Annotated in this window: 21 protein-coding genes and 1 tRNA gene; 13 read left to right on the top strand and 9 right to left on the bottom strand. The window is 65.2% G+C overall.

What is annotated here, in order from left to right; translation table 11 throughout:
* Positions 1–11 precede the first annotated feature (11 nt).
* Genes A5692_RS17320 through A5692_RS17300 form a run of 5 tightly spaced genes read right to left on the bottom strand, consistent with a single transcriptional unit; the run spans position 12 to position 6,163 of the window.
* Positions 12–1,178, bottom strand: a complete 1,167-nt coding sequence (locus A5692_RS17320) for an acyl-CoA dehydrogenase family protein (RefSeq protein WP_068057999.1) — start codon at positions 1,176–1,178, stop codon at positions 12–14.
* Positions 1,175–3,181 carry an acetyl/propionyl/methylcrotonyl-CoA carboxylase subunit alpha gene (locus A5692_RS17315; RefSeq protein ID WP_068058097.1) on the bottom strand — a complete coding sequence of 669 codons (2,007 nt, stop codon included), beginning with the start codon at positions 3,179–3,181 and terminating at the stop codon, positions 1,175–1,177. Before A5692_RS17315 ends, A5692_RS17320 begins: the two co-directional genes overlap by 4 nt.
* A 5-nt stretch (positions 3,182–3,186) precedes the next feature.
* Complete coding sequence (locus tag A5692_RS17310) at positions 3,187–4,758, bottom strand: carboxyl transferase domain-containing protein (protein WP_068057997.1); 1,572 nt, start codon at positions 4,756–4,758, stop codon at positions 3,187–3,189.
* An 11-nt stretch (positions 4,759–4,769) separates the two neighbouring features.
* Positions 4,770–5,420, bottom strand: a complete 651-nt coding sequence (locus A5692_RS17305) for a 3-oxoacid CoA-transferase subunit B (protein ID WP_068057995.1) — start codon at positions 5,418–5,420, stop codon at positions 4,770–4,772.
* Entirely contained in the window at positions 5,417–6,163 is a 747-nt protein-coding gene (locus A5692_RS17300; RefSeq protein WP_068057993.1) for a CoA transferase subunit A, read from the bottom strand. Before A5692_RS17300 ends, A5692_RS17305 begins: the two co-directional genes overlap by 4 nt.
* Before the next feature lie 192 nt (positions 6,164–6,355).
* On the opposite strand from A5692_RS17300, the gene A5692_RS17295 reads away from it, so the two are divergent.
* Complete coding sequence (locus A5692_RS17295) at positions 6,356–7,012, top strand: TetR/AcrR family transcriptional regulator (protein WP_068058095.1); 657 nt, start codon at positions 6,356–6,358, stop codon at positions 7,010–7,012.
* Between the two features lie 62 nt (positions 7,013–7,074).
* Entirely contained in the window at positions 7,075–7,854 is a 780-nt protein-coding gene (locus A5692_RS17290; RefSeq protein WP_082962818.1) for an MmpS family transport accessory protein, read from the top strand.
* 4 nt (positions 7,855–7,858) lie between these two features.
* On the opposite strand, the gene A5692_RS17285 is transcribed toward A5692_RS17290, so the two are convergent.
* Positions 7,859–9,199, bottom strand: a complete 1,341-nt coding sequence (locus tag A5692_RS17285; RefSeq protein WP_068057989.1) for an MFS transporter — start codon at positions 9,197–9,199, stop codon at positions 7,859–7,861.
* 130 nt (positions 9,200–9,329) lie between these two features.
* On the opposite strand from A5692_RS17285, the gene cmrA reads away from it, so the two are divergent.
* Entirely contained in the window at positions 9,330–10,136 is an 807-nt protein-coding gene (gene cmrA, locus A5692_RS17280; protein ID WP_068058093.1) for a mycolate reductase, read from the top strand.
* Between the two features lie 3 nt (positions 10,137–10,139).
* On the opposite strand, the gene A5692_RS17275 is transcribed toward cmrA, so the two are convergent.
* Positions 10,140–11,714 (bottom strand): helicase HerA-like domain-containing protein, encoded by a 1,575-nt coding sequence (locus A5692_RS17275; RefSeq protein ID WP_068058091.1) that lies wholly within the window; start codon positions 11,712–11,714, stop codon positions 10,140–10,142.
* A gap of 119 nt (positions 11,715–11,833) precedes the next feature.
* Here A5692_RS17275 and orn point away from each other — a divergent pair, with 119 nt between their 5' ends.
* The 10 genes from orn (at position 11,834) to A5692_RS17230 (ending at position 20,504) form a co-directional block, all read left to right on the top strand.
* A complete protein-coding gene (orn, locus tag A5692_RS17270) occupies positions 11,834–12,481 on the top strand; it encodes an oligoribonuclease (RefSeq protein ID WP_068057987.1) in 648 nt (215 codons plus the stop codon).
* Between the two features lie 46 nt (positions 12,482–12,527).
* Positions 12,528–12,603 (top strand) — tRNA-His (locus tag A5692_RS17265).
* A gap of 150 nt (positions 12,604–12,753) precedes the next feature.
* On the top strand, positions 12,754–13,002 hold the full coding sequence (locus A5692_RS28415) for a helix-turn-helix domain-containing protein (protein WP_231984352.1): 249 nt from the start codon (positions 12,754–12,756) through the stop codon (positions 13,000–13,002).
* A 1,054-nt stretch (positions 13,003–14,056) separates the two neighbouring features.
* Positions 14,057–14,245: a hypothetical protein gene (locus A5692_RS29145; RefSeq protein ID WP_156766129.1), complete on the top strand. Its 189-nt coding sequence runs from the start codon at positions 14,057–14,059 to the stop codon at positions 14,243–14,245.
* Between the two features lie 244 nt (positions 14,246–14,489).
* Entirely contained in the window at positions 14,490–14,987 is a 498-nt protein-coding gene (locus A5692_RS17260) for a hypothetical protein (RefSeq protein ID WP_156766128.1), read from the top strand.
* Positions 14,988–16,038: 1,051 nt separating this feature from the next.
* On the top strand, positions 16,039–16,392 hold the full coding sequence (locus tag A5692_RS17250; protein ID WP_231984351.1) for a P27 family phage terminase small subunit: 354 nt from the start codon (positions 16,039–16,041) through the stop codon (positions 16,390–16,392).
* A complete protein-coding gene (locus A5692_RS17245; protein WP_068057980.1) occupies positions 16,389–16,823 on the top strand; it encodes a hypothetical protein in 435 nt (144 codons plus the stop codon). The genes A5692_RS17250 and A5692_RS17245 overlap by 4 nt, the downstream gene beginning before the upstream one ends.
* A gap of 34 nt (positions 16,824–16,857) precedes the next feature.
* Positions 16,858–17,085, top strand: a complete 228-nt coding sequence (locus A5692_RS17240; RefSeq protein WP_068057978.1) for a hypothetical protein — start codon at positions 16,858–16,860, stop codon at positions 17,083–17,085.
* 421 nt (positions 17,086–17,506) lie between these two features.
* Positions 17,507–18,868, top strand: a complete 1,362-nt coding sequence (locus A5692_RS17235) for a phage major capsid protein (protein ID WP_156766126.1) — start codon at positions 17,507–17,509, stop codon at positions 18,866–18,868.
* 1,054 nt (positions 18,869–19,922) lie between these two features.
* Positions 19,923–20,504, top strand: a complete 582-nt coding sequence (locus tag A5692_RS17230; protein ID WP_068058089.1) for a hypothetical protein — start codon at positions 19,923–19,925, stop codon at positions 20,502–20,504.
* 107 nt (positions 20,505–20,611) lie between these two features.
* Here the strand turns inward: A5692_RS17230 and A5692_RS17225 are convergent, their stop codons facing one another.
* A complete protein-coding gene (locus A5692_RS17225; RefSeq protein WP_068057974.1) occupies positions 20,612–20,938 on the bottom strand; it encodes a hypothetical protein in 327 nt (108 codons plus the stop codon).
* Between the two features lie 14 nt (positions 20,939–20,952).
* The gene (locus A5692_RS30435) at positions 20,953–21,453 is read right to left on the bottom strand and encodes a DUF732 domain-containing protein (protein ID WP_369830299.1); all 501 of its coding nucleotides are present in this window, start codon (positions 21,451–21,453) and stop codon (positions 20,953–20,955) included.
* Positions 21,454–21,477: the final 24 nt, after the last annotated feature.

The raw sequence follows: 21,477 nt of genomic DNA, 5'->3' as shown, positions 1-21,477 counted from the left end.
GACGGCGCGCGTCATGACAGCCCCAGCGATCGCGCGATGAGCATCAGCTGCACTTCGGTGGTTCCCTCACCGATCTCGAGGATCTTGCTGTCGCGGTAATGCCGCGCCACCGGATATTCGTTCATGAAGCCGTACCCACCGTGGATTTGGGTGGCGTCGCGCGCGTTGTCCATGGCCGCCTCCGACGAGATCATCTTCGCGATCGCCGCCTCCTTCTTGAATGGCTTGCCCGCCAACATCTTCGCTGCGGCATCGTAGTACGCGGTGCGGGCGACGTGGGCACGCGCTTCCATCCGGGCGATCTTGAAGCTGATGGCCTGATACGAGCCGATCGGCTGGCCAAAGGACTGCCGCTCCTTGGCGTACTTGACGCTCTCGTCGACGCAGCCCTGGGCGGCGCCGGTCGCCAGCGCCGCGATCGCGATGCGGCCCTCGTCGAGGATGGACAAGAAGTTGGCGTAGCCGGTGCCGCGGGCTCCCAACAGGTTTTCCTCCGGGACGCGGGCGTCGGCGAAGCTCAGCGGATGGGTGTCCGAGGCGTTCCAGCCGACCTTGCTGTAGACCGGTTCGACGGTGAATCCCGGTGTGCCGTTGGGCACGATGATCGTCGAGATCTCCTTCTTGCCGTCACCGACCGTTCCCGTGACCGCGGTGACCGTCACCAGTCTGGTGATGTCAGTGCCGGAGTTGGTGATGAACTGCTTGCTGCCGTTGATCACCCACTCGCCGTTGTCGAGGCGGGCCGTGGTCCGGGTGGCGCCCGCATCGGAGCCGGCGCCCGGCTCGGTGAGCCCGAAGCCGGCCAGCGCCCGGCCGGCCGTCAGATCCGGCAACCACTTCTGCTTTTGTTCTTCGGTACCGAACCGGTAGATCGGCATGGCGCCGAGGCCGACGCCGGCCTCCAGCGTGATGGCCACCGACTGGTCGACCTTGCCGAGTTCCTCGAGCACCAACGCCAGCGCGAAGTAGTCACCGCCCATGCCGCCGTATTCCTCGGGGAACGGCAGGCCGAACAGCCCCATCTCGCCCATCTTGGCGACGATCTCGTACGGGAAGCTGTGCTCTTCATCATGTTTGGCCGAGACCGGCGCGACCACGGTGCGCGCGAACTCGGCGACGGTGTCGCGAAGATCCTCGTATTCCTTGGGTAGCGTTCCCGCGGTAATGGATGTGGTCATGTCTCGTCCTTACTCGAATCGGCTGTTGTGTCGGGCTCTTCGGGGACCAGTCGGGCCAGCACCTGGTCGACGGTGACCTGATCGCCGACGGAGACCAACACCTCCACCCGTCCCGAAACAGGTGCGGACAGCGAATGTTCCATCTTCATCGCCTCCACCACCACCACGACGTCACCATCGGATACCTCGGTGCCCGAGGGGACCTGGACCGCGATCACGCTGCCGGGCATGGGGCTGAGGATCTCGGCCTGCTGCGCGCCCGCCGCGCGGTGAATCTTGTGCTCCTCGGCCTCGCGCAGGTGCCAGGCCCCCCGCTCGTCGGCGATCCACAGGTGCCGGTCGGCCTCCGCCCACCGGTATTCGCGGCGCACGCCGTCCAGAGTGACGTCCATGCGGGAACCGTCGACCTGCACGCTGGCCGAACGGATCTCGCCCGCACCCACCTGCACCCGGGCCGCGTCCGGTGTGCCCCATACCGTGACGGTGTCGTTGCGCAACGGAGTCTGCATCTCGGTGCGGACGGGCGCCGGCACCCCACCGACCCGCCATCCGGTGGGCACCGCCCAGGCGTTGCCCGCGGCCCGGCGGTCCAGGGCCCACTGGCGGTAGAGGCCCCCGGCGGCGAGCACGTCGTCGGGGGCCGGCAGCGGTGCGAAGTCCGCCACCCGCTCGTCGAGCAGCGCCGTGTCCAGGTCACCGGCGCGGACGCGCCCGTCGGCCAGCAGGAACCGGAGGAATTCGATGTTGGTCTGGACCCCGAGGATCGCCGTGTGTGCCAGCGCCCCGTCGAGTTTCGCCAGCGCCTCGTCGCGGTCCTCCCCGTGGGCGATGACCTTGCTCAGCATCGGGTCGTAGTCACTGCCGACCAGGGTGCCCGCCAGCAGCGATGAGTCGACGCGGACCCCGGCCCCCGAAGGTTCGACCACCTGCAGCACCCGGCCGCCGGTGGGCAGGAAGCCGCGTGCGGGATCCTCGGCGTACACCCGCGCCTCGATCGCGTGGCCGTGCAATTCGATGTCGTCCTGCGCGAAGCCCAGCTTCTCACCGGCGGCCACGCGTAGCTGCCACTCGACCAGGTCCAGACCGGTAATCGCTTCGGTGACCGGGTGTTCCACCTGCAGCCGGGTGTTCATCTCCATGAAGAAGAACTCGTCCGGCCTGTCGGCGGAGACGATGAACTCCACCGTGCCCGCGCCGACGTAGTCGACGCTGCGGGCGGTGTTGCAGGCCGCCGCCCCGATGCGGGCGCGGGTCTGTGGGTCGAGCAACGGCGAGGGCGCCTCCTCGATCACCTTCTGGTGGCGCCGCTGCAGGCTGCACTCGCGCTCGCCGAGGTGCACCACGTTGCCATGCGTGTCGGCCAGCACCTGCACCTCGATGTGCCTGGGCCGCAACACGAATCGCTCCAGGAACAGGGTGTCGTCGCCGAACGACGAGGCGGCCTCCCGGCGTGCGCCCACCAGGGCGTCGCGCAGCCCGCCCGGGTCTTCCACCAGGCGCATGCCTTTGCCGCCGCCGCCCGCCGACGGTTTGATCAACACCGGGTACCCGACCTCTTCGGCGGCGGCGACTAGCTCGTCGTCGCTGAGTCCGGGCTTGGCGACCCCGGGAACCACCGGCACGTCGAACTCGGCGACCGCATTCTTGGCGGTGATCTTGTCGCCCATCACCTGTATTGCTCGCGGCGGCGGGCCCAGGAACACCACACCGGCGCGCTCGCAGGCGGCGGCGAATTTCGCGTTCTCCGAGAGGAACCCGTAGCCCGGGTGGATCGCCTGAGCTCCAGTGCGCGCCGCCGCGTCCAGCACCTTGCCGATGTCGAGGTAGCTCTCGCGGGCCGCGGCGGGCCCCAGGCGCACGGCCGTGTCGGCCTCCAGGACATGGCGGGCGTTGACGTCGGGGTCGCTGTACACCGCGACCGAGCGGATGCCCAGCCGGCGCAGGGTCGACATCACCCGGACCGCGATCTCGCCGCGGTTGGCCACCAATACGGTCTCGAACATGGTCATCACATCCGGAAGACGCCGTAGGAGACCGGCTCCAGCGGGGCGTGGGCGCATATCGAAAGGGCCAGCCCGACAACCGTTCTGGTGTCGGCCGGATCGATGATGCCGTCGTCCCAGAGGCGCGCGGTGGAATAGTACGGGTTGCCCTGGTCCTCGTATTGGGCGCGGATCGGCGCCTTGAAGGCCTCCTCCTCGTCGGGCGGCCAGGGCTTGCCGGACGCGGCGAGCTGTTCGCCGCGCACCGTGGCCAGCACGGATGCGGCCTGCTCGCCGCCCATCACCGAGATCCGGGCGTTGGGCCACATCCACAGGAAGCGGGGTGAGTACGCCCGCCCGCACATCGAATAGTTGCCCGCACCATAGGATCCGCCGATCACGACGGTCAGCTTGGGCACCCGGGCGCAGGCCACCGCGGTCACCATTTTGGCGCCGTGCTTGGCGATGCCGCCCGCTTCGTAGTCGCGGCCGACCATGAACCCGGCGATGTTCTGCAGGAACAGCAGCGGGATCTTGCGTTTGTCGCAGAGCTCGATGAAATGTGCGCCTTTCAAGGCGGATTCGCTGAACAGCACGCCGTTGTTGGCGACGATGCCGACGGGATGGCCGTGGATGCGGGCGAAGGCGGTCACCAGCGTCTTGCCGTAATTGGTCTTGAACTCGCTGAACTCACCGCCGTCGACCATTCGCACGATCACCTCGTGCACGTCGTAGGGCACTCGGGGGTCCGGCGGCACCACGTCGTAGAGCTCGGTCTGCGCATGCTTGGGCTCGACCGTGTGCCGGACGTCCCATTGGCTGGGCTCCCGTGGGCCGAAGGTGGCCGCGATCGCGCGCACGATGCGCAGCGCGTGCTCGTCGTCGTCGGCGAGGTGGTCGGTGACACCGGAGATCCGCGAGTGCAGGTCGCCGCCGCCGAGGTCCTCGGCCGAGACGATCTCACCGGTCGCCGCCTTCACCAGGGGTGGACCGCCGAGGAAGATGGTGCCCTGCTCGCGGACGATGACGGCCTCGTCGCTCATGGCGGGCACATACGCGCCGCCCGCCGTGCACGAACCGAGAACGGCGGCCACCTGCGGGATTTCCTTGGCGCTCATGGTCGCCTGGTTGTAGAAGATGCGGCCGAAGTGCTCGCGGTCGGGGAAGACCTCGTCCTGCCGCGGGAGGAAGGCGCCCCCGGAGTCCACCAGGTAGATGCAGGGCAAGCGGTTCTGCAGCGCGACCTCCTGCGCGCGCAGGTGCTTTTTGACCGTGATCGGGTAGTAGGTGCCACCCTTGACCGTGGCGTCGTTGGCGACGATCACGCACTCACGCCCGGACACCCGGCCGATCCCGGTGATGATTCCCGCGCCCGGGGACTCGTCGTCGTACATGCCGTTGGCGGCCAGCGGGGCCAGCTCCAAGAACGGGCTGCCCGGGTCGAGCAGTCGATCCACCCGCTCGCGCGGCAGCAGCTTGCCGCGACTGACGTGGCGTTCGCGCGCGCGTTCGTTGCCGCCCAGCGCCGCGGCCGCCAGCTTGGCGTTCAACTCGGCGACCAGTCGGCGGTGCTCGTCGGCGAACGATGGCGCGGTCATCACGGTTGAAGTCACGAATGCCTCCCGGTTGTCGCCAGCACAAGCGGCGGTTCGGTTTTGTCCAGCACCTCGTCGGCCGAGACGCCGGGGGCGGTCTCGACCAAGTGCAAACCGTCGTCGCAGACGTCGATGACGGCCAGATCGGTGATGATCCGGTCGACACAGCCCGTGCCGGTCAACGGAAGAGTGTACCGCGCAACGATTTTCGGGCTGCCGTCGCGTGCGGTGTGCTCCATCATCGCAATCACCTTGCGGGCGCCGTGGACCAGGTCCATCGCGCCGCCCATGCCCTTCACCATCTTTCCGGGAATCATCCAGTTGGCCAGGTCGCCGGTGGCCGAGACCTGCATCGCCCCCAGCACGGCGACGTCGAGGTGTCCGCCGCGGATGATCCCGAACGAGTCCGAGGAACCGAAGAAGGCCGCACCCGGCATCGTGGTGACCGTCTCCTTGCCCGCGTTGATCAGATCCGCGTCGGCGTCCTCGGGCCGCGGATAGGGCCCGACGCCCAGGATTCCGTTCTCCGAATGCACGACGACGGTGACGCCGGGCGGGATGTGGTTGGGCACGAGAGTGGGCATCCCGATGCCGAGGTTGACGTATTGGCCGTCCTCGAATTCGGCCGCCACCCGCGCCGCCAAACCCTCTCTGCTCCAACTCATCCCCGCACCGTCAGCTTCTCGATCGGCTTGACCGGGTCGGGCACATGAACGACCCGTTGCACGAAGACGCCCGGGGTATGAACCGCCGCGGGGTCGATCTCTCCCGGCTCGACGAGGTGCTCAACCTCGGCGATGGTGATGGTGCCAGCCCGCGCGCAGTCGGGGTTGAAGTTGGCAGCGGCCCGGCGGTAGACGAGGTTGCCGTGCCGGTCGCCCTGCCAGGCGTGCACTAGCGCGAAGTCGGTGCGGATGGCCCGTTCCAGGACATAGGTGACGCCGTCGAATTCCCGGGTCTCCTTCGGCGGCGACACCACGGCCACCCCGCCCGAGGCGCCGTAGCGCCACGGCAGCCCACCGTCGGCGACGGGGGTCCCGACGCCGGCCGGGGTGTAGAAGGCCGGGATTCCCATCCCGCCGGCGCGCAGTCGCTCCGCGAGCGTGCCCTGCGGAGTGAGCTCCACTTCGAGCTCACCCGCGAGGAACTGGCGGGCGAACTCCTTGTTGTCCCCGACGTAGGAGGCGACGGCCCGGCGAATCCGCTTGTGCTCCAACAGGTGAACCAGCCCGACGCCGTTTCCGCCGCAGTTGTTGGACACCGTCTCCAAGTCACGCACGCCGGTGGTCACCAGCGCGGCGATCAGCGCCTCGGGGATGCCGCAGAACCCGAAGCCCCCCACCGCCAGGGAGGATCCGTCGGTTATGTCGGCAACCGCCTCGGCGGCCGTCGCCACCACCTTGTCCATCGCCGCAGCACCCTCCTTGCCGTCGAGCGGGGTTTTGAGTTAATGCTCATTAACTCGCCGCCGAGAATACCATCGCCGACCCCACCGGTCCAGAAACGCCGTCCCGGCACCGTACCGTCCGTTGTCGCAGGTTAATCGTGAATAACTCGTGCTAAGTTAGTGACGATTAACCAACTGGACCGGGGGTTCGCGATGACAACGTCCACCTCCGACGGGCCGCCCGGCCCTCCCGACGCCCCGAAGCGTCGCAGCCAGCTCAAATCCGACCGGCGCCTGCAGCTGCTCTCGGCCGCCGAGCGGCTGTTCGCCGAGCGCGGCTTCCTCGCCGTGCGGCTGGAAGACATCGGTGCCGCCGCCGGCGTCAGCGGGCCGGCGATCTACCGGCACTTCCCCAACAAGGAGTCGTTGCTGGTCGAACTGCTGGTGGGCATCAGCGCGCGGTTGCTCGCCGGCGCCCGCGATGTCCGGGCCCGCAATTCCGACGCTGCCGCGGCGCTGGACGGATTGATCGACTTCCATCTGGACTTCGCGCTCGGCGAGCCGGACCTGATCCGCATCCAGGACCGCGACCTCGCGCACCTGCCCGAGGCGGCCGAAAAGCAGGTGCGCAAAGCGCAACGCCAGTACGTCGAGGTGTGGGTGGGCGTGCTGCGCGAACTGAACCCCGACCTGGCCGAGGCCGATGCCCGGCTGACCGCCCACGCGGTGTTCGGCCTGCTGAACTCGACGCCGTACAGCATGAAATCGCCGGATGCCTCGCGCGGCAAACCCGCCCGCGCCGCACGATCCCGCGCCGTCATGCGAGCGATGACGATCGCCGCGCTCGCCGCCGGCGGCGATTGCCCCTGAGTCCCCGCCATGAGGTGATTCGCCGTTCCTGCGTTCGACGCAGGTACTCTGCATTCCATGAGGTGGACATGAACGATTCACGTCCCACCGACCGGTTCAGTCCGTCTCTGCCGGGATCGGGGCAGCAGGGCCCGTGGTACCCGCCGCCGGCTGATCCGGCCTACGCCGATCAGACGCCCTACGCGCCCGCCTATGGCGGGCAGGCCCCGCCGTGGGCAAACGACACCAACACCACCAAACAACTGCCGGCGTACTGGCAACACGAGCTTCCCCCGTCGGGCCAACTGCCTCACCCGGGCCTGGCTCCCCCGCAGCCGGAGGGTCCGAAACCGCCACCGCGTTGGCTGTGGATCGTCGCCGGCGCGGCCGTGCTGCTGGTGGTCGCCTTGGTCGTCGCCCTGGTGCTGGTGAACGACGCGATCAAGACGCAGACCGCCGTACCGCCGCTGCCCGCCATGCCCGAGACGACTCCGACCATGCCGAGCCCGTCGACGCGCCCATCCCAGCCGCGCATCCCAGCCCCGGTGCCCCCGACCGGCGGCTCGCCGGCGCCCAGCGAGTCACCCGGCCCGGCCGGGATGCAAGACATCGTCTACAGCGTGGCCGGCGAGGGCCGGGCGATCAGCATCATGTACATCGACACCGGGGACCTCATCCAGACCGAATTCAACGTCGCGTTGCCCTGGAGCAAAGAGGTCAGCCTGCCCAACACCGCCGCGCACCCGGCCAACGTCACCATCGTCAACATCGGCCACAACGTCACCTGCTCGGTCACCGTCAACGGGGTGCAGATGAGCAAGCGCGTCGGCGCAGGCCTGACGATCTGCGACGCCAGGGGCTGAGCGCCTACGTCGGTTCGGCCGCGAGGGCACCGCGCGCCGGAACCCGAACCGCCAGCATGGCGAGCAGTCCGGCGATCAGCACCAGCGAGATGCCGCCCAGGCCGGCGCGCACGGCGCCGAATATGTCCACGAACACGGAGAACAACCACGGCGCGACGAAGGCCACCGCCCGCCCGGTCATGGTGTACAGGCCGAAGGCGACGCCTTCCCGCCCGTGCTTGGCCATCTGCAGCAGCAGTGCGCGTGAGGACGACTGCGACGGCCCGATGAACATGCACAGCAGCAGACCGCATGTCCAGAAGGCCACCGAACCCGACAGCAGCATCAGCGTGAGGCCCAGAACAACGATCGCGGCCAGCGACCCCACGATGACGGGCTTCGACCCGATCCGGTGATCGACGAACCCGCCCAACACCGCGCCCACCGCCGCGACCACGCTGGCCACCACTCCGAAGATGAGCACGTCGCCCTGGGAGATGCCGTAGACGTTGACGCCGAGCACGGCGCCGAAAGCGAAGATCGCCGCCAGCCCGTCCCGGAACAGCGCGCTCGCGAAGAGGAAGTAGACCAGGTTGCGGTCGCGCCGCCATTCGGCGGATACCTCGGTGAACAGCTTGCGGTAGCCGCCGAGCATGCTGGTCGGCTCGTGCACCTCGGCCGAGTCGGGAAGCCGGTGCGCGACGAACAGCAATGGCAGGGCAAAGATCGCCAGCCACGCCGCCGCGACCAGCATCGCCTCCCGGACGTAGAGGCCGTCGTGGAGAGGCACCCGCAGCAGCCCCCGCGTCGCGTGCGGACCCGAGCCCGAGCCGGAGATGAATCCGCTGTAGACCACCAGCAGCAGCAGGACGCTGCCGACGTAGCCCGCGGCCCAGCCCAATCCGGAGATCCGGCCGGCGGTCTGCGGCGTCGAAAGTTGGCGCAGCATCGCGTTATACGGGACGCTGGCCAGGTCACCGCACGCCGCCGTCGCGCCCATCAGCACCAGCCCCACCCACAGGTAGCCGGGGCGGTCGTGGACGAAGAACATCCCACAGGTGAGCGCAACGGCCAGCGCGGTCAGCACGCTCAGAGCCACGCGCCTGCGATGCGGTGACTCCACCCAGACGCCGACTGCGGGCGCCAGCAGCGCGACGGTCAACCCGGCGATCGCCGCCGCGCGCCCCAGCCAACTCGCCGGCGTGGTGCCGCCGGAGATGCCCACCCCCACGCTGCTGGTCAGGTACACGGCGAAGACGAAGGTCGCCACGATCGCATTCAGGCCGGTGGATCCGCAGTCCCACAGCGCCCACGCCACCACTCGGGATGGCACGGGCGTGAGGGAACGCGACGACGGCTGGCCCATGCCGGGCAGCCTATTGCTTCCGCAGTCGACCCGCCGCGCCCGGCTTCGCCGCGCTCGCGATCGCTGCGATGTGTTCCGCAGTCGACCCGCCGCGCCCGGCTTCGCCGCGGCGGCTGTCTACGATTGGCTCATGCCGATCCCCGCTCCCAGCCCGGACGCGCGCGCCGTCGTCACCGGCGCTTCGCAGAACATCGGCGAAGCGCTGGCCACTGAACTGGCCGCCCGCGGCCATAGCCTGATCGTCACCGCCCGGCGGGAAGACCTGCTCAACGCGCTCGCCGCCCACCTGAGCGACAAGTACCGCGTCGCGGTCGACGTGCGCCCCGCGGACCTGGCCGACCCCGGCGAACGGGCGAAGCTGTGCGACGAACTGGCCGCCCGGCCCATCTCGATCCTGTGCGCCAACGCCGGTACCGCGACCTTCGGTCCGGTGGCGACGCTGGACCCGGCGGTCGAGAAGGCCCAGCTGCAGCTGAATGTGCTGGGGGTGCACGACCTCACACTCGCGGTGCTGCCCGGCATGGTCGAGCGCAGGGCCGGCGGCATCCTGATTTCCGGCTCGGCTGCGGGCAATTCGCCGATCCCCTACAACGCAACCTATGCGGCCAGCAAGGCGTTCGCGAACACCTTCAGCGAGTCGCTGCGCGGCGAACTGCGCAACTCGGGTGTCCACGTCACGCTGCTGGCGCCGGGACCGGTGCGCACCGATCTCCCCGATGACGCCGAACGGTCGCTGGTCGAACGGCTGGTGCCGGACTTCCTGTGGATCTCGACCGAGCACACCGCCAAGCTGTCGCTGGATGCCTTGGCGCGCAACAAGATGCGGGTGGTTCCGGGCCTGACGTCCAAGGCGATGTCGGTGGCCAGCGGGTACGCCCCCCGCGCGATCGTCGCGCCAATAGTGGGCAGCTTCTACAAGAAGCTCGGCGGCGGGTAAGGGTCAGCGGCGGCGGCGGCCTCGGCCGGTGCCGAACAGGTTCTTCGTAATCTCGCGTATTGCCGTGTTGATGCCGCTTTTCACGGTGGGGTTGTTCAGTACCTCCTCCCACACCGCGGGCCCCTTGGGCTCCGCAGGAGCCGGCATCGGCGGTGGCGGCTCGTTGCGCGGCACCGGCGGGTACTCCGACTGGGCCTGCGGTGGCTGCGGCGCACCGGCTTGTCCGTCCCGCGGACCGGCCTGAGGCTGCGCCGGTCGTTGAACCGTTTGACCGTACTTCGCCTGCAGCGGACTGTCTTTCGCCGCCCGCGCGATCGCGTCGTCACCGATGGAAGCCATCAACGAGCGCGGCACCCGCATGCGGGTCCACGCGACGGGTGTGGGCGCGCCCTTCTCCGACAGCACCGTGACGACGGCCTCCCCGATGCCCAGCGACGTCAACGCCGATTCCAGGTCGTACACATCGGTTTTCGGATAGGTCCGCACCGTCTTGGCCAACGCCTGCTGGTCGTCGGGGGTGAATGCCCGCAGCGCGTGCTGGATTCGGGCACCCAGCTGGGAGAGCACATCGTTGGGCAGGTCGGTGGGCAACTGCGTGCAGAAGAACACCCCGACGCCCTTGGAGCGGATCAGCTTGACTGTTTGCTCGACTTGCTCCAGGAACGCCTTGGACGCGTCGGCGAACAACAGGTGCGCCTCGTCGAAGAAGAAGACCAACTTGGGCTTGTCGACGTCACCGACTTCGGGCAGCACGGCGAACAAGTCGGCGAGCACCCACATCAGGAACGTGGAGAAGATGACCGGACGCAGCGACTGACCGCTGAACTCGAGCAGCGAAATGATGCCGTGGCCCTGGTCGTCGACGCGCAGCAAGTCCTGGGGGTCGAGCTTCGGCTCACCGAAAAACGTGTCGCCGCCCTCGCCGGCGAGGTTGACCAGCGCCCGCAGGATGACGCCCGCCGTCGTTGGCGAAACACCGCCCAGGTCTTTCAGGTCGGCCTTGCCCTCGTCGCTCGCCAGGTGGCTGATGACGGCGCGGAGGTCACCCAGGGTGACCAGCGGACGGTTGGCCTGCTGAGCCCAGTGGAAGATCAGTCCCAGCGTCGACTCTTGAGTGGCGTTGAGCCCCAGCACTTTCGACAACAGAACCGGACCGAAGCTGGCAACGGTCGCGCGGACCGGGACGCCAACCCCGCCGGTGCCCAGCGACAAGAATTCGACCGGGAATCCGGTCGCCGCCCAGTCGTCACCCGTGTCTTTGGCCCGCGCCGCGGTCTTGTCGTTGGCCTCCCCCGGCCGGGCCAGACCCGACAGGTCGCCCTTGACGTCGGCCATCATCACCGCAACGCCCGCCGCGCTGAGTTGTTCGGCGATCAGCTGCAGCGTCTTGGTCTTGCCGGTTCCGGTCGCACCGGCCACCAGGCCGTGCCGGTTGATCGTGGCCAGCGGGATGCGAATCTGCGCCGTCGGGTCGACGGCGCCGTCGACAACGACGGTGCCCAGTGCGAGTGCCTGTCCGTCCACGGCGTACCCGTTGGCAATCCGGCGCGCGGGTGTTCCCGCGGATTCGGTGCTCATCGTGCTGCGCCCCCGTTCCCAGTGGTTCGGCATGCGGTCCGGCAACGCTCACCCTACTTCTCCGCGGGATTGGGGGGCGAAGGGCAACGTAAGCGCCACCTGGGCCTAGTGTGAGCGCTGTGCGAGACGAGTTGGTGTGGATCGACTGCGAGATGACCGGGCTGGATCTCGGGTCGGACAAGCTGATCGAGATCGCGGCCCTGGTCACCGACGCCGATCTGAACATCTTGGGGGACGGCGTCGACGTGGTGATCCACGCCGACGAGGCCGCGCTGTCGTCGATGATCGACGTCGTCACCGAAATGCACACGCGTTCAGGGTTGATCGACGAGGTGAGGGCGTCCCCCGTCGACCTGGCGACCGCCGAGGCCATGGTGCTCGATTACGTCGGCAAGCACGTCAAGCAACCCAAGACTGCGCCGCTGGCGGGCAATTCCATCGCCACCGACCGCGCGTTCATCGCCCGCGACATGCCCGCGCTGGACTCGTTCCTGCATTACCGGATGATCGACGTGAGCTCCATCAAGGAACTCTGCCGGCGCTGGTATCCCCGCATCTACTTCGGCCAGCCCGTCAAGGGGCTCGCCCACCGGGCGCTGGCCGACATTCATGAATCCATCCGCGAGCTGCGGTATTACCGCCGGACCGCGTTCGTCGCCCCGCCGGGGCCGTCTACCAGCGAGATCGAGGCCGTCGTCGCCGATCTGGACGGCGGAAAGGGCACACCGGGACCAATCGATTCGGCCCCCGAGCCACCGACGGGCTAGTATCGACGTCGCCGCTCGTTGGCCGAAAGGCCGGATGGCGGCGATGGTGGCTGTAGTTCAGCTGGTAGAGCACCAGGTTGTGATCCTGGGTGTCGCGGGTTCGAGTCCCGTCAGCCACCCCACAGGTCAGAGGCGGTATCTAGCCCCTCTGACCTTTTGCTTTGCGAGGGCCCCGTGCGATTAGCGTGCGACTCGCCCCAAAAACTGGGCGAATTACACTCACGATAGATAGAAAACCTATATCTGCAGTTCAGCCGCCGTGCCGAAAATTAGTGACCATCGACTCCGACAATCTTGCGGTTGTCCGTGGTCATGATTACGGCATGAAGCACCACGAGACGACGCTGCCGGCACAGCCGACCATGCAGCAGGCGGCCGAACACTTCGGCGTTGATATCAAAACGATTCGGCGATGGATTGCGGCCGGGCACTTGACCGCTCATCGCATAGGGCCGCGACTGATCCGGGTCGACCGGGCATCCATTCTCAAGCTAGGCAGCCCGATCGGCGGACGGTGTTGAAGTAGAGAAGCACGTCAGCGCTTAGCCGAAATCGTGAGTTTGGCTAACAATCGTGAGTGTAATCGAATCGATGGATTTAATGCGCTCAGAGCGCACCCCATTTGATAGGCTGAAGCTATGCGGAACGTTCTCTGTCGAACGTTCCGCATAGCCCTTTGGGTCACCCCCATTTGTGGCATGTCTGCCACAACTACTTTAGCGTTACCTTTACTAGAATCGACCTACATTGACTAACTTCTATGCGGTCCCGTCGCGTTAGCATCACTGGCTTCGAAGAAGCATTGAGATGGGAAGTGAACGAGGCGGGCGTTATTTACAGGCAGCGCCACCGACAACCCATCACCAATCTGATCCATTACCTGCCAACAGTAGATGTCGGGCCCACCTACGCAGGCCCGGTTCCGCCGCCAGGGTGCGCCGCGGATTGTCCAGGCTGCAGAGGCGACGGCGCCAAGCACAAGCCCAGCACTCTGCGTCTCGTTGAGGAGATCGTGTGCTACCAGTTCCACGGCGCCCCATCGAGCTGGAACGCTTGCCGCGTAGTGCATCACGACGGGGACGATGGGAACTGCAGTGCCGGTAATCTGTCGTGGATCGCAGACGCGGAGTATCTGCAGCGGCAGGACGAGCTTGTGTATCGCAGGTTCATGCGACCGTCCAACCTGCCGCCCTCGCGCGCCAAAGGAATAGCTGGCAGCAGCGGCCTCCTCGTGGCTCACAAGGTGGGCAACTCCGAGCCGCTCTTTACCGGTTCATCGAACGTCCCCGGCCACCTACCGACCCGCTCCGAAAGAATTGCATGACCACTATTAACTACAATGAGCGCACTAAGCGCCGTGTAAGTGCTCCAGTACACCTCTACCCTGCCAGCGTTGAGGTACTGGTCGATAATAACCCACCCGAGGGTCTAGAGCCTGTCATTGCCTTGCAATTCGAACACCCCTCGGGCCCGATAATTACGCCCCTCACCTACGAATGCGCAAAGCAAACGGCGTACATGATGCTGCAAACCCTCCTTGCCGTGGCTCCGCAAATGCTTCTCGGTGAGTGAAACGTGGAAAAGGTTACTATTTCCGACCCCCACCGGATTGAAATGAGCGCGTCGCGAATGAGCGATGGCCGGGTCATCGTGCACACGCCGGGCCGGCCTCCCTTGTTCTTCTCGGTTGCGGAGTGTGAGCGGCTGGCCGCCTTTGCCGGCAACAAGCCCCGCCTGATGCGCTTCACTGCCGATGGCGCCTAGCGGCTGCCCACTAAGCATTCCGCCGCCGCCCTGGTGGGGTTCCCCTCTAGCGCCTATCGAGCACGACTCACCCGCCTACAACGGGCTACCCGGGATGGCTGGCAGCTTCCCCGGACAAACGGGCGGCGACCAACGCCGCTATCTAGCCCTTGAGATGAGGGGACGCTGCTCGATGTGCGGAATTTCAATGCCCCGTGGTAAGCCCGTTTACGGGATCTTTAACTGCGCCGAAGGCCGGGACGCGTTGAGCGAGGCTGAAAAGCATCCCGGCGGCGTTTATGTCCGTTTCTCGCACCCGGGCAGCATGCATCGGTCATGCGCGATCTACAGCGCCATGGTTTGCCCATACCTGCGGCATCGTCGCGCACGGCGCCACCGCCTGCGGCCATGGGAGATCAGGCGCGGCCGGGCCGAGGTCTTGGGCTTCGATCATCGCGGCATCGGATTCTTTACCGAGACGCCGACGAACGCTAGCGATAACCGCGCGTGGGCCTACTTCGGACTCGCCGAGAGCATCCCGTACGGGAGCTGGCGGGAGCTTTGGCCCCTCTATGACGACGCCATCGCGGCCGACGGCAAGATCATCGACTACTCCTCCCGGCTGCACTGGACTGACTCTCAAGAGGACCAAAACCGCCTGGCCTACTTGTCGAGCGTGGACCGGGCGACGGTAGCCCGCATGCGGGCAACGGCTACAACGGCGATGGGCGGCTATGTCTACCGGCTGGCTGTCCTCGCATGACGACGAAGCCCAGCGGCTGCCCGGCGCACAACGACTTCCCCGAACCCCCATGGATGAAGGATCTTCCGCGCCTCGCGGCTGACCCGGAACCCGGCTATCACCGGCCGCCCACTTTTCAGCAGCTCGGGGGCGCCCCTGGCGCTGTCCCCGGGCATACGCCAAGCTGCCTGAAACGTTCCCTGGCGTTAGGGCTGCGCTTCCGCTGTTGGGCATGCGGATGCCGCATCTCAGGGCCGCTGCGCCACACCATCTTTCATTCGTCCCCGGAAGAACAGTCTGGCGACGAATTTCCCGGCGGCCTGTTTACGAGCCAGCTTGGCTCGATGCACCGTAGCTGCGTGATTTACGCGGCGGCGGTGTGCCCATTTCTGCGCCACCCGTCAGCGAAGCGGCACTATGGCCGTGGCCGCGGGAACAGGCGCGGGAACGCCCAAATCGTCGCCTTCCGCCGCTACGGGTTAGCCCACTACGACGAGCCCTTGGGGTGGTATGACGACGAAGTCGGCGCCCACTGGAATTGGGCGTACACGGGCCTAGCGGGACGCACCGCATACGGCTCGTACACAGAGCTTCAGGAGGACTACCGCGAGGCGCTTGACGCGGACGCAAAGACCATCGATGTATCTACGCGACTGTATTGGGGCGCTGACGATCGAGACAGGATCCGGCTCGCACAGACAGATCAAAGAGATCAGCTGGCCCTCGCGCATCTGCGGAGGACTGCTTGGGTCACCGCCCGATCCGCCGGCCCCGACGGCTACTGGGTGTCGTGGTTATGACGTGCCCACTTTTGCCGAATGTGCTTGTGCCGTATAGCCGTTGGGGCACCAAGCGCATTAGCAGCGGTCATCTTTATGATGAATGAGAGCCGTTGCACCCCTTGATGATTGGCAACCGCGAGATTGGCTGTCTGCCAAGGAATTCCGACCGTGGGGGGGTGGTGGAGAATCCCTAGCGCAGGCGGCCCTCCGCGACCGTCCCGCCGCCGTCTTGCGTGCGCAAGAGAGGCGCGACCACTTTTTTGCAGCGCGAGCAGGGGAAATGGAGATCATTGAGTGATTTGACGCCTCCGCGCCCCATGACTTCGGTGGCGCGAGAAATATTCGACCGCCATGCTAAAAGAATATCCGCGGAGGGCCGCTGGGGTGCGGTCGATCACGACATGCTGGCCGCCTATGCCGAGGCCTGCGAGATTTATTTGGCATGCAAGGAGGCCGTTGATGAGTACGGCGTCCTCATTCCGGGTCGGACGACTTCGAGCGAGCGGGTGAAAAACCCTGCGCTGGTGCCGTTGAACCAGGCCCGGGAAGCGATGCGCCGCCTTGCGCTCACTGTCCCTCTGGTGGATCACAAGGCCGCTGGCGAGCGCGCCGACTGGGATCGATTTTTGGAGGAGATTTCGTGAGCAACCATGAACACGAGGACGCGATTCTTGAGTGGCTGGATCAGTGGGTGGGCCGCAGTGATGCCGTCGCCCGCCGCTATGCGAGGGCTGCCGCGAAGTGGTCTTTGCTGCGTTTGAAGCGGTATCGGGGGGAAGCCGGCGAGGCCGAGGAGCGCCAGTACGCGGTGTTGACCGCGTTGGTGCGGAAGCTGAGCGGCGAGTTGGGGATGCGCCTGTGCACCGAGGGGGAGCCTAGGGAGGCGCGGATCGGGGACAAGGTGGTTTACGACGTGAATCCGGTGCCGGGTATCACGACCAGCACCGGGCACCTCCCGTGTGACCGCGGGGCTTACATCATTGGCGATACGTGGCAGGACGCGGTTGCGGTGTTCCACGGGCTGTGTAACTGGCAGCAGGGCGATCAAAGTGCGAGTAGCTCACGTGGCCGCTAACGCTGCTGGGATTGGTCATCGGTTTTCTCGCCTGATGCTCGCCGTGCTCGAAGGCCATCCTGTCGACCCGAACGAGGTCCTGGTGGCTGCTGAGGCGTTTTTGTGTGCCGCGCAGGATGGTGACCCCACCAGCTTGTCTCTGTGCCGCGAAATGGGTTATAGGGCTATGGATTGGGCCGTTTTCGGCCGCCCCGAACTTTATGCCGAACTGCGACGGGCCGTGAGAATTTTTTCCATGTTCAACCAATTGAGACTTCGGTAACATCACCCTCACCCAACGAGGGGAGTGGTCATGTCGATTCGCGCTCTCATCCTTGCCGCTCTGCTGGCGCTTACTACTGTCACCACATCTGGCTGCCTTCCCGCCTGTACCCCGGGTGCTGGGGGCTATGTGAATCCGTATAGCTGCGCAGCCTAGAACGATGAAACGACCCGCTCGCCCCGGTTAAGGGATACCGGGCACGGGGGCGTCAATCTGACGCCCCTTCCCAAGAACTTCGGTGATCAGTGTCGATCACCTTTGGCCGAGTTTTTAGCCCGCTCGCCGCTCACCTAGGCCGCCTCCCCCCGGGAGCCCGCTGTTTGGTGACCCATGACCCGGCTGTGAAATGACGCCGACTGACCGCACCCTTGTGGTCCCGTCAGATGTAAGAAATTCCATCTGAAATAGAAAGAACATTTAGGTGAGTGCTATCTCACGAAATTTGATAAATCAAAAAGCCGAGCTTGAGGTACGCAAAAGCGACCTTAAGAGGCGTTATGGCGAATTTGAACGAAAGGGTTGGCCCGCCGCGAGCGATCCCATCCTTAAGGCGTTCGACCGCGATCTAGAGCGCTGGTTTGCCGATGCCGAGGCATACAAGTCGGACCGTGAACGCCAGGATGCGGGCAATGACTTTGTCGGCAAGATGACCAATTGGGGCGACATCCCCAATCCCGGGTTCGCTAAAAACATTGAAGGAAATAATCACAACATGAGCGACAGGCTCAGCGCCGCAAAATTTGTCGGTGTCGACGGGCGCGTCATCGAAACAAAGGGCGCGCAACTTTCCCCGCTGAATGTTGACGACAACGCCGTAAAGGCGATGGATCAGCATCACCGCACCGGCCTGCCGGTGAACGTCAAGGGTATGACTGCCGCTCAGGGCAGTGTCGGTTTGAAGACTCTTGACGCCTCGATGCCGACTATGACCGGCCTGATCCCCGCGCAGCTGCTGCCTGGGATCGTTGAGCGTGTCTGGCCTTTCCGCATCGCGGATCATCTTCCCTCCATCGGGGGGGACGCGGCACAGTTCACGTACATCAAGGACACGACTTCCGCTGCGGCGCAGGCTGCCGTGGTAGGTGAAGGCCAGGTCAAACCTACTGTCGACGTGGCCCTGACCGCCGTCACTGCCGCCTATGCCAAGATCGCCGGTAAAGCCATCTTCACCCGTGAGCAATCCGACTATCCTGCGGCGTTCTCCTATCTGATTAATCAGCTACAGAAGAATGTTATTTCGGCCGAAAATCACCAAATTTTGTATGGTGACGGCTCGACTAATTCTGACGGTTCGGTCAACATGATCGGGCTTAAGAACCTGTCGGGTATTTTGACGGCAACTGCTACAACTCCTACTAGCCCCCGCAGCTATTTGGATAACATCCTGGCGGCGATCGATAGTATGAATACGGGCGCGGCCCTGGCGCAACCTAACCTGATGCTGACCCACCCGAGCACTTACCATGCGTTAGTCCAGCAGCTGGACGGGTTGAATCGCTCGCTGTTGGCCCCTGACCCGTCGCGTTCGCCGCTGACGGAGATTTACGGGGTCGAAGTCAGGCTCAGTACGGACGTGACAGCCGGCGACTGTTTCTTCATTGACAGTACGAAACTCGGCTATCTGGTAATTCGAGAGGCCATGAACATTATCACTGGCACGAATGCGGATGACCTGGCGCGTAACCAGAACACCTGGATTGCGGAGCTTCGCGAGGGGCCTGCTTGGGTGCGGGCGAGTGCTGCGTTTTATTTGACTGGGCTGCCGACTTCGGTCGCTGTCTAGTCAGATGTTGCACAACTATCAAGGGCCGTTCCCCGTTCGGGGGCTCGTGGACCTCGGGCCATATTGTGGTGCCGTCGAGTATGTGCGGACCGTTGAACCCGAGGGCGAGTCCTCGGGTTTGATTTTTGTCCGTGATGACGATGTGGAGGATGGGCGTCGGCGTGGCCGGCGCCCCATTCCGCCCGAATGAGTGAATGACTGTTCCTGGGGGTGAGTAAGCACCCCTAGGAAATCCGGTAGCGGACTCTTCACCCCGCGTGACCGGTATGCGATGGTGGTCGTTTTGCCTTTCCATCGCTGGGTCTGTGATGGGACTTTTTACGGGTTTTAGGCATATTGTCCCGTTACTCCTTGCCCATTGCAGCCCCGGGCCGGGGGATGTGTTACCTCATCCGCATCCTCCGGCCCGCCCCCAAGTTTTCAATTTTTCGTCTGCGCGCCCCCTCTGGCCCGGCTGCTGCGCGGCGAAATAGGCCGGGCGGTGTCCGCTGCTGTGCGCCGCCCGGCCCCCCCAAAAAAACGCCGGGCCGCCCCCGGAGAGTAGGGGCGACCCGATCACCTATTCAGACGTGGGCCCGTCCGCGTCGGTTCCGAGAAAAAAGAGAAAGGCCCCCAGCCATCCGGGACTGGGGGCCTTCTTGAGGGCTTCAGCTACTTACCTCTCTTCTTCTTGGCGGCATCCGCTAGGGCACTAGCAGCAATCTCCTTAGCCTTCTTGCTCGACTTGGGGTTGGCCAGCACCCTGCCGGCATCACTCGCGACCTTCTTCGATGTGGTCATCTCGCACTTCCCTGATCTCGTGTGCCCGACTTCCCCGTCGGGGGGTGTCCACGATGGACGCCCAATACGAATCTAGGTCCGGACATCGACATCCTTGGTCCGCGACACGCCGAAGGAATGGAAATGCCGCCGACCGTTATCAAGCTCCAGCATGATGCCCCTGAAGTGTGTCTTGGGTGAGCCCGGCCGCGCGGACTGAGTAGTCAATGAAACCACTCCCCGACGGACAAGAGCGGCGGCTGCGGCCAGATCGTTCGACATGGAAGGCGCGAACATGGACGACGACCTACCCAGGCCGGCACGGGTCGCGATTTCGGTTGTCTCGCCCGAAGGCGAACTCGTAGAGATCGCTTTCATCTTTACAAACATTGTTCGGCGCGACACGGCAGATTTCCGCCAAGAACTTGAGAACCTAGTGAACTCGCTTGCCGAAAGCGCTTCGGATACTAAGCCTTTCATTACAGAGCAGGAAACTCCTTACCCCGGCGGCGGCCTCGCCCAATACGGCATCCATTTCTTGGTGGGGTTGCCGATGGCGCTTGCCGGTGCTGGCATTTACGACCTTTTGAAGAACCTGTCGAATCGGTTCTCGACTGGCGGGTCAACACCCGCCAGAGAACAACTGCTGATGGAAAACGCAAACCCCATGGCGCTGGGAGCAATCGAGCAAGCGTTTGGAGTGACACGGGATGACTTGAGGCCGGTCATCACGGACGTCCAGGGCGAACACGCCAAGCTTGTTTACCAGGCGAAAGACGGATCGACCTTCACCGTGAACATGGAAATGACTGACAAGTGTGCAGTCACCGGTATCACCAAGAGTTGGCCCCAGACTGAGAGCGGCGGCGAGTCATAGCCGTCCCACACTCACCGTCTACCCGCTGCTCACTACATGGGCCGGCCTGGTGAGCCAAGCTGGGTGCCTTTATGGGCGCACCGAGCGCTGCCGGGGCAGGCCAGCCATCAGGTGTCCGCATTCACATCGCAGTACACCAGCGTCCACTCGCCGATCGTCCCCCTCGGGACCTCCGACAACTTCTGTCTTAACGACTCGGCAGCGCGCCCGTACATCATGGTGCGCCCGTACTCGTTCCCGCATTCTCGACACGGCCTGTCGAAAATCCCGTGGTCATGGTCAAACGGCTTGATTCGTCCATGTTCGATGACCTGGGGCTCGACACCCGGGCTGGTCTGCCACAGTTGGGTAATTGGGTGAAGGTGCTTGTCGCACTTCAGGTTCAGGCGCGCGTCCAGAGCTTGGACTCCATCGTCGGAGAGGTCATAATTCATTTGTCGGCTCTCCCTTATCTCGCGAACTGAGGGCAGTAGGCCCGAAGCGCTTGGTTCACAACTAGTGCCGCCTGCCAGGGCGCTAGCGATGGACTCTTGGCCAAGGTGCCGCTGACGTATGGCTCGATACTTCCGCCGTTGGCCAGATCCCGACACATCGCCCGGGCTTCGGAGTCGACGGTGGCCGGGGAATCGGTTGGGTGTAGGCCATTCCCGCCCTGCGTCTGCGGCCTGTCGCTTCTCAGCGCTTGGGTGAACTGCTGGTGTGCCGCAGGGGGCGGGGCCTCCACGGGTGGTGCTGGTTGCGCCGCATGCTGAGGCACCTCCCTTTGCGCTGCGGGTGGCGGTGGGGCAAGTTTCGACGGCACCGGGAATGGCCCAATCTGCGGGGGCGGTACAAATGTCTGCGCGGGGCTGGGCGGCCGGGCCGTCGGGAAATGCAGGTTGGCTCTCTCCCCGATCACATAGGCGCCGAGGCCGATCCCGCACACCACCACGCTGGACAGCAGGATCATCAGCGCCGCGGGCAGTGGGCGCCG

The organism is Mycobacterium sp. E342 (genome assembly GCF_001667665.1).
Classification (GTDB): domain Bacteria; phylum Actinomycetota; class Actinomycetes; order Mycobacteriales; family Mycobacteriaceae; genus Mycobacterium.
Note: the sequence above shows the minus strand (reverse complement) of the source record. Positions and strands in the feature narration are given on the sequence as shown.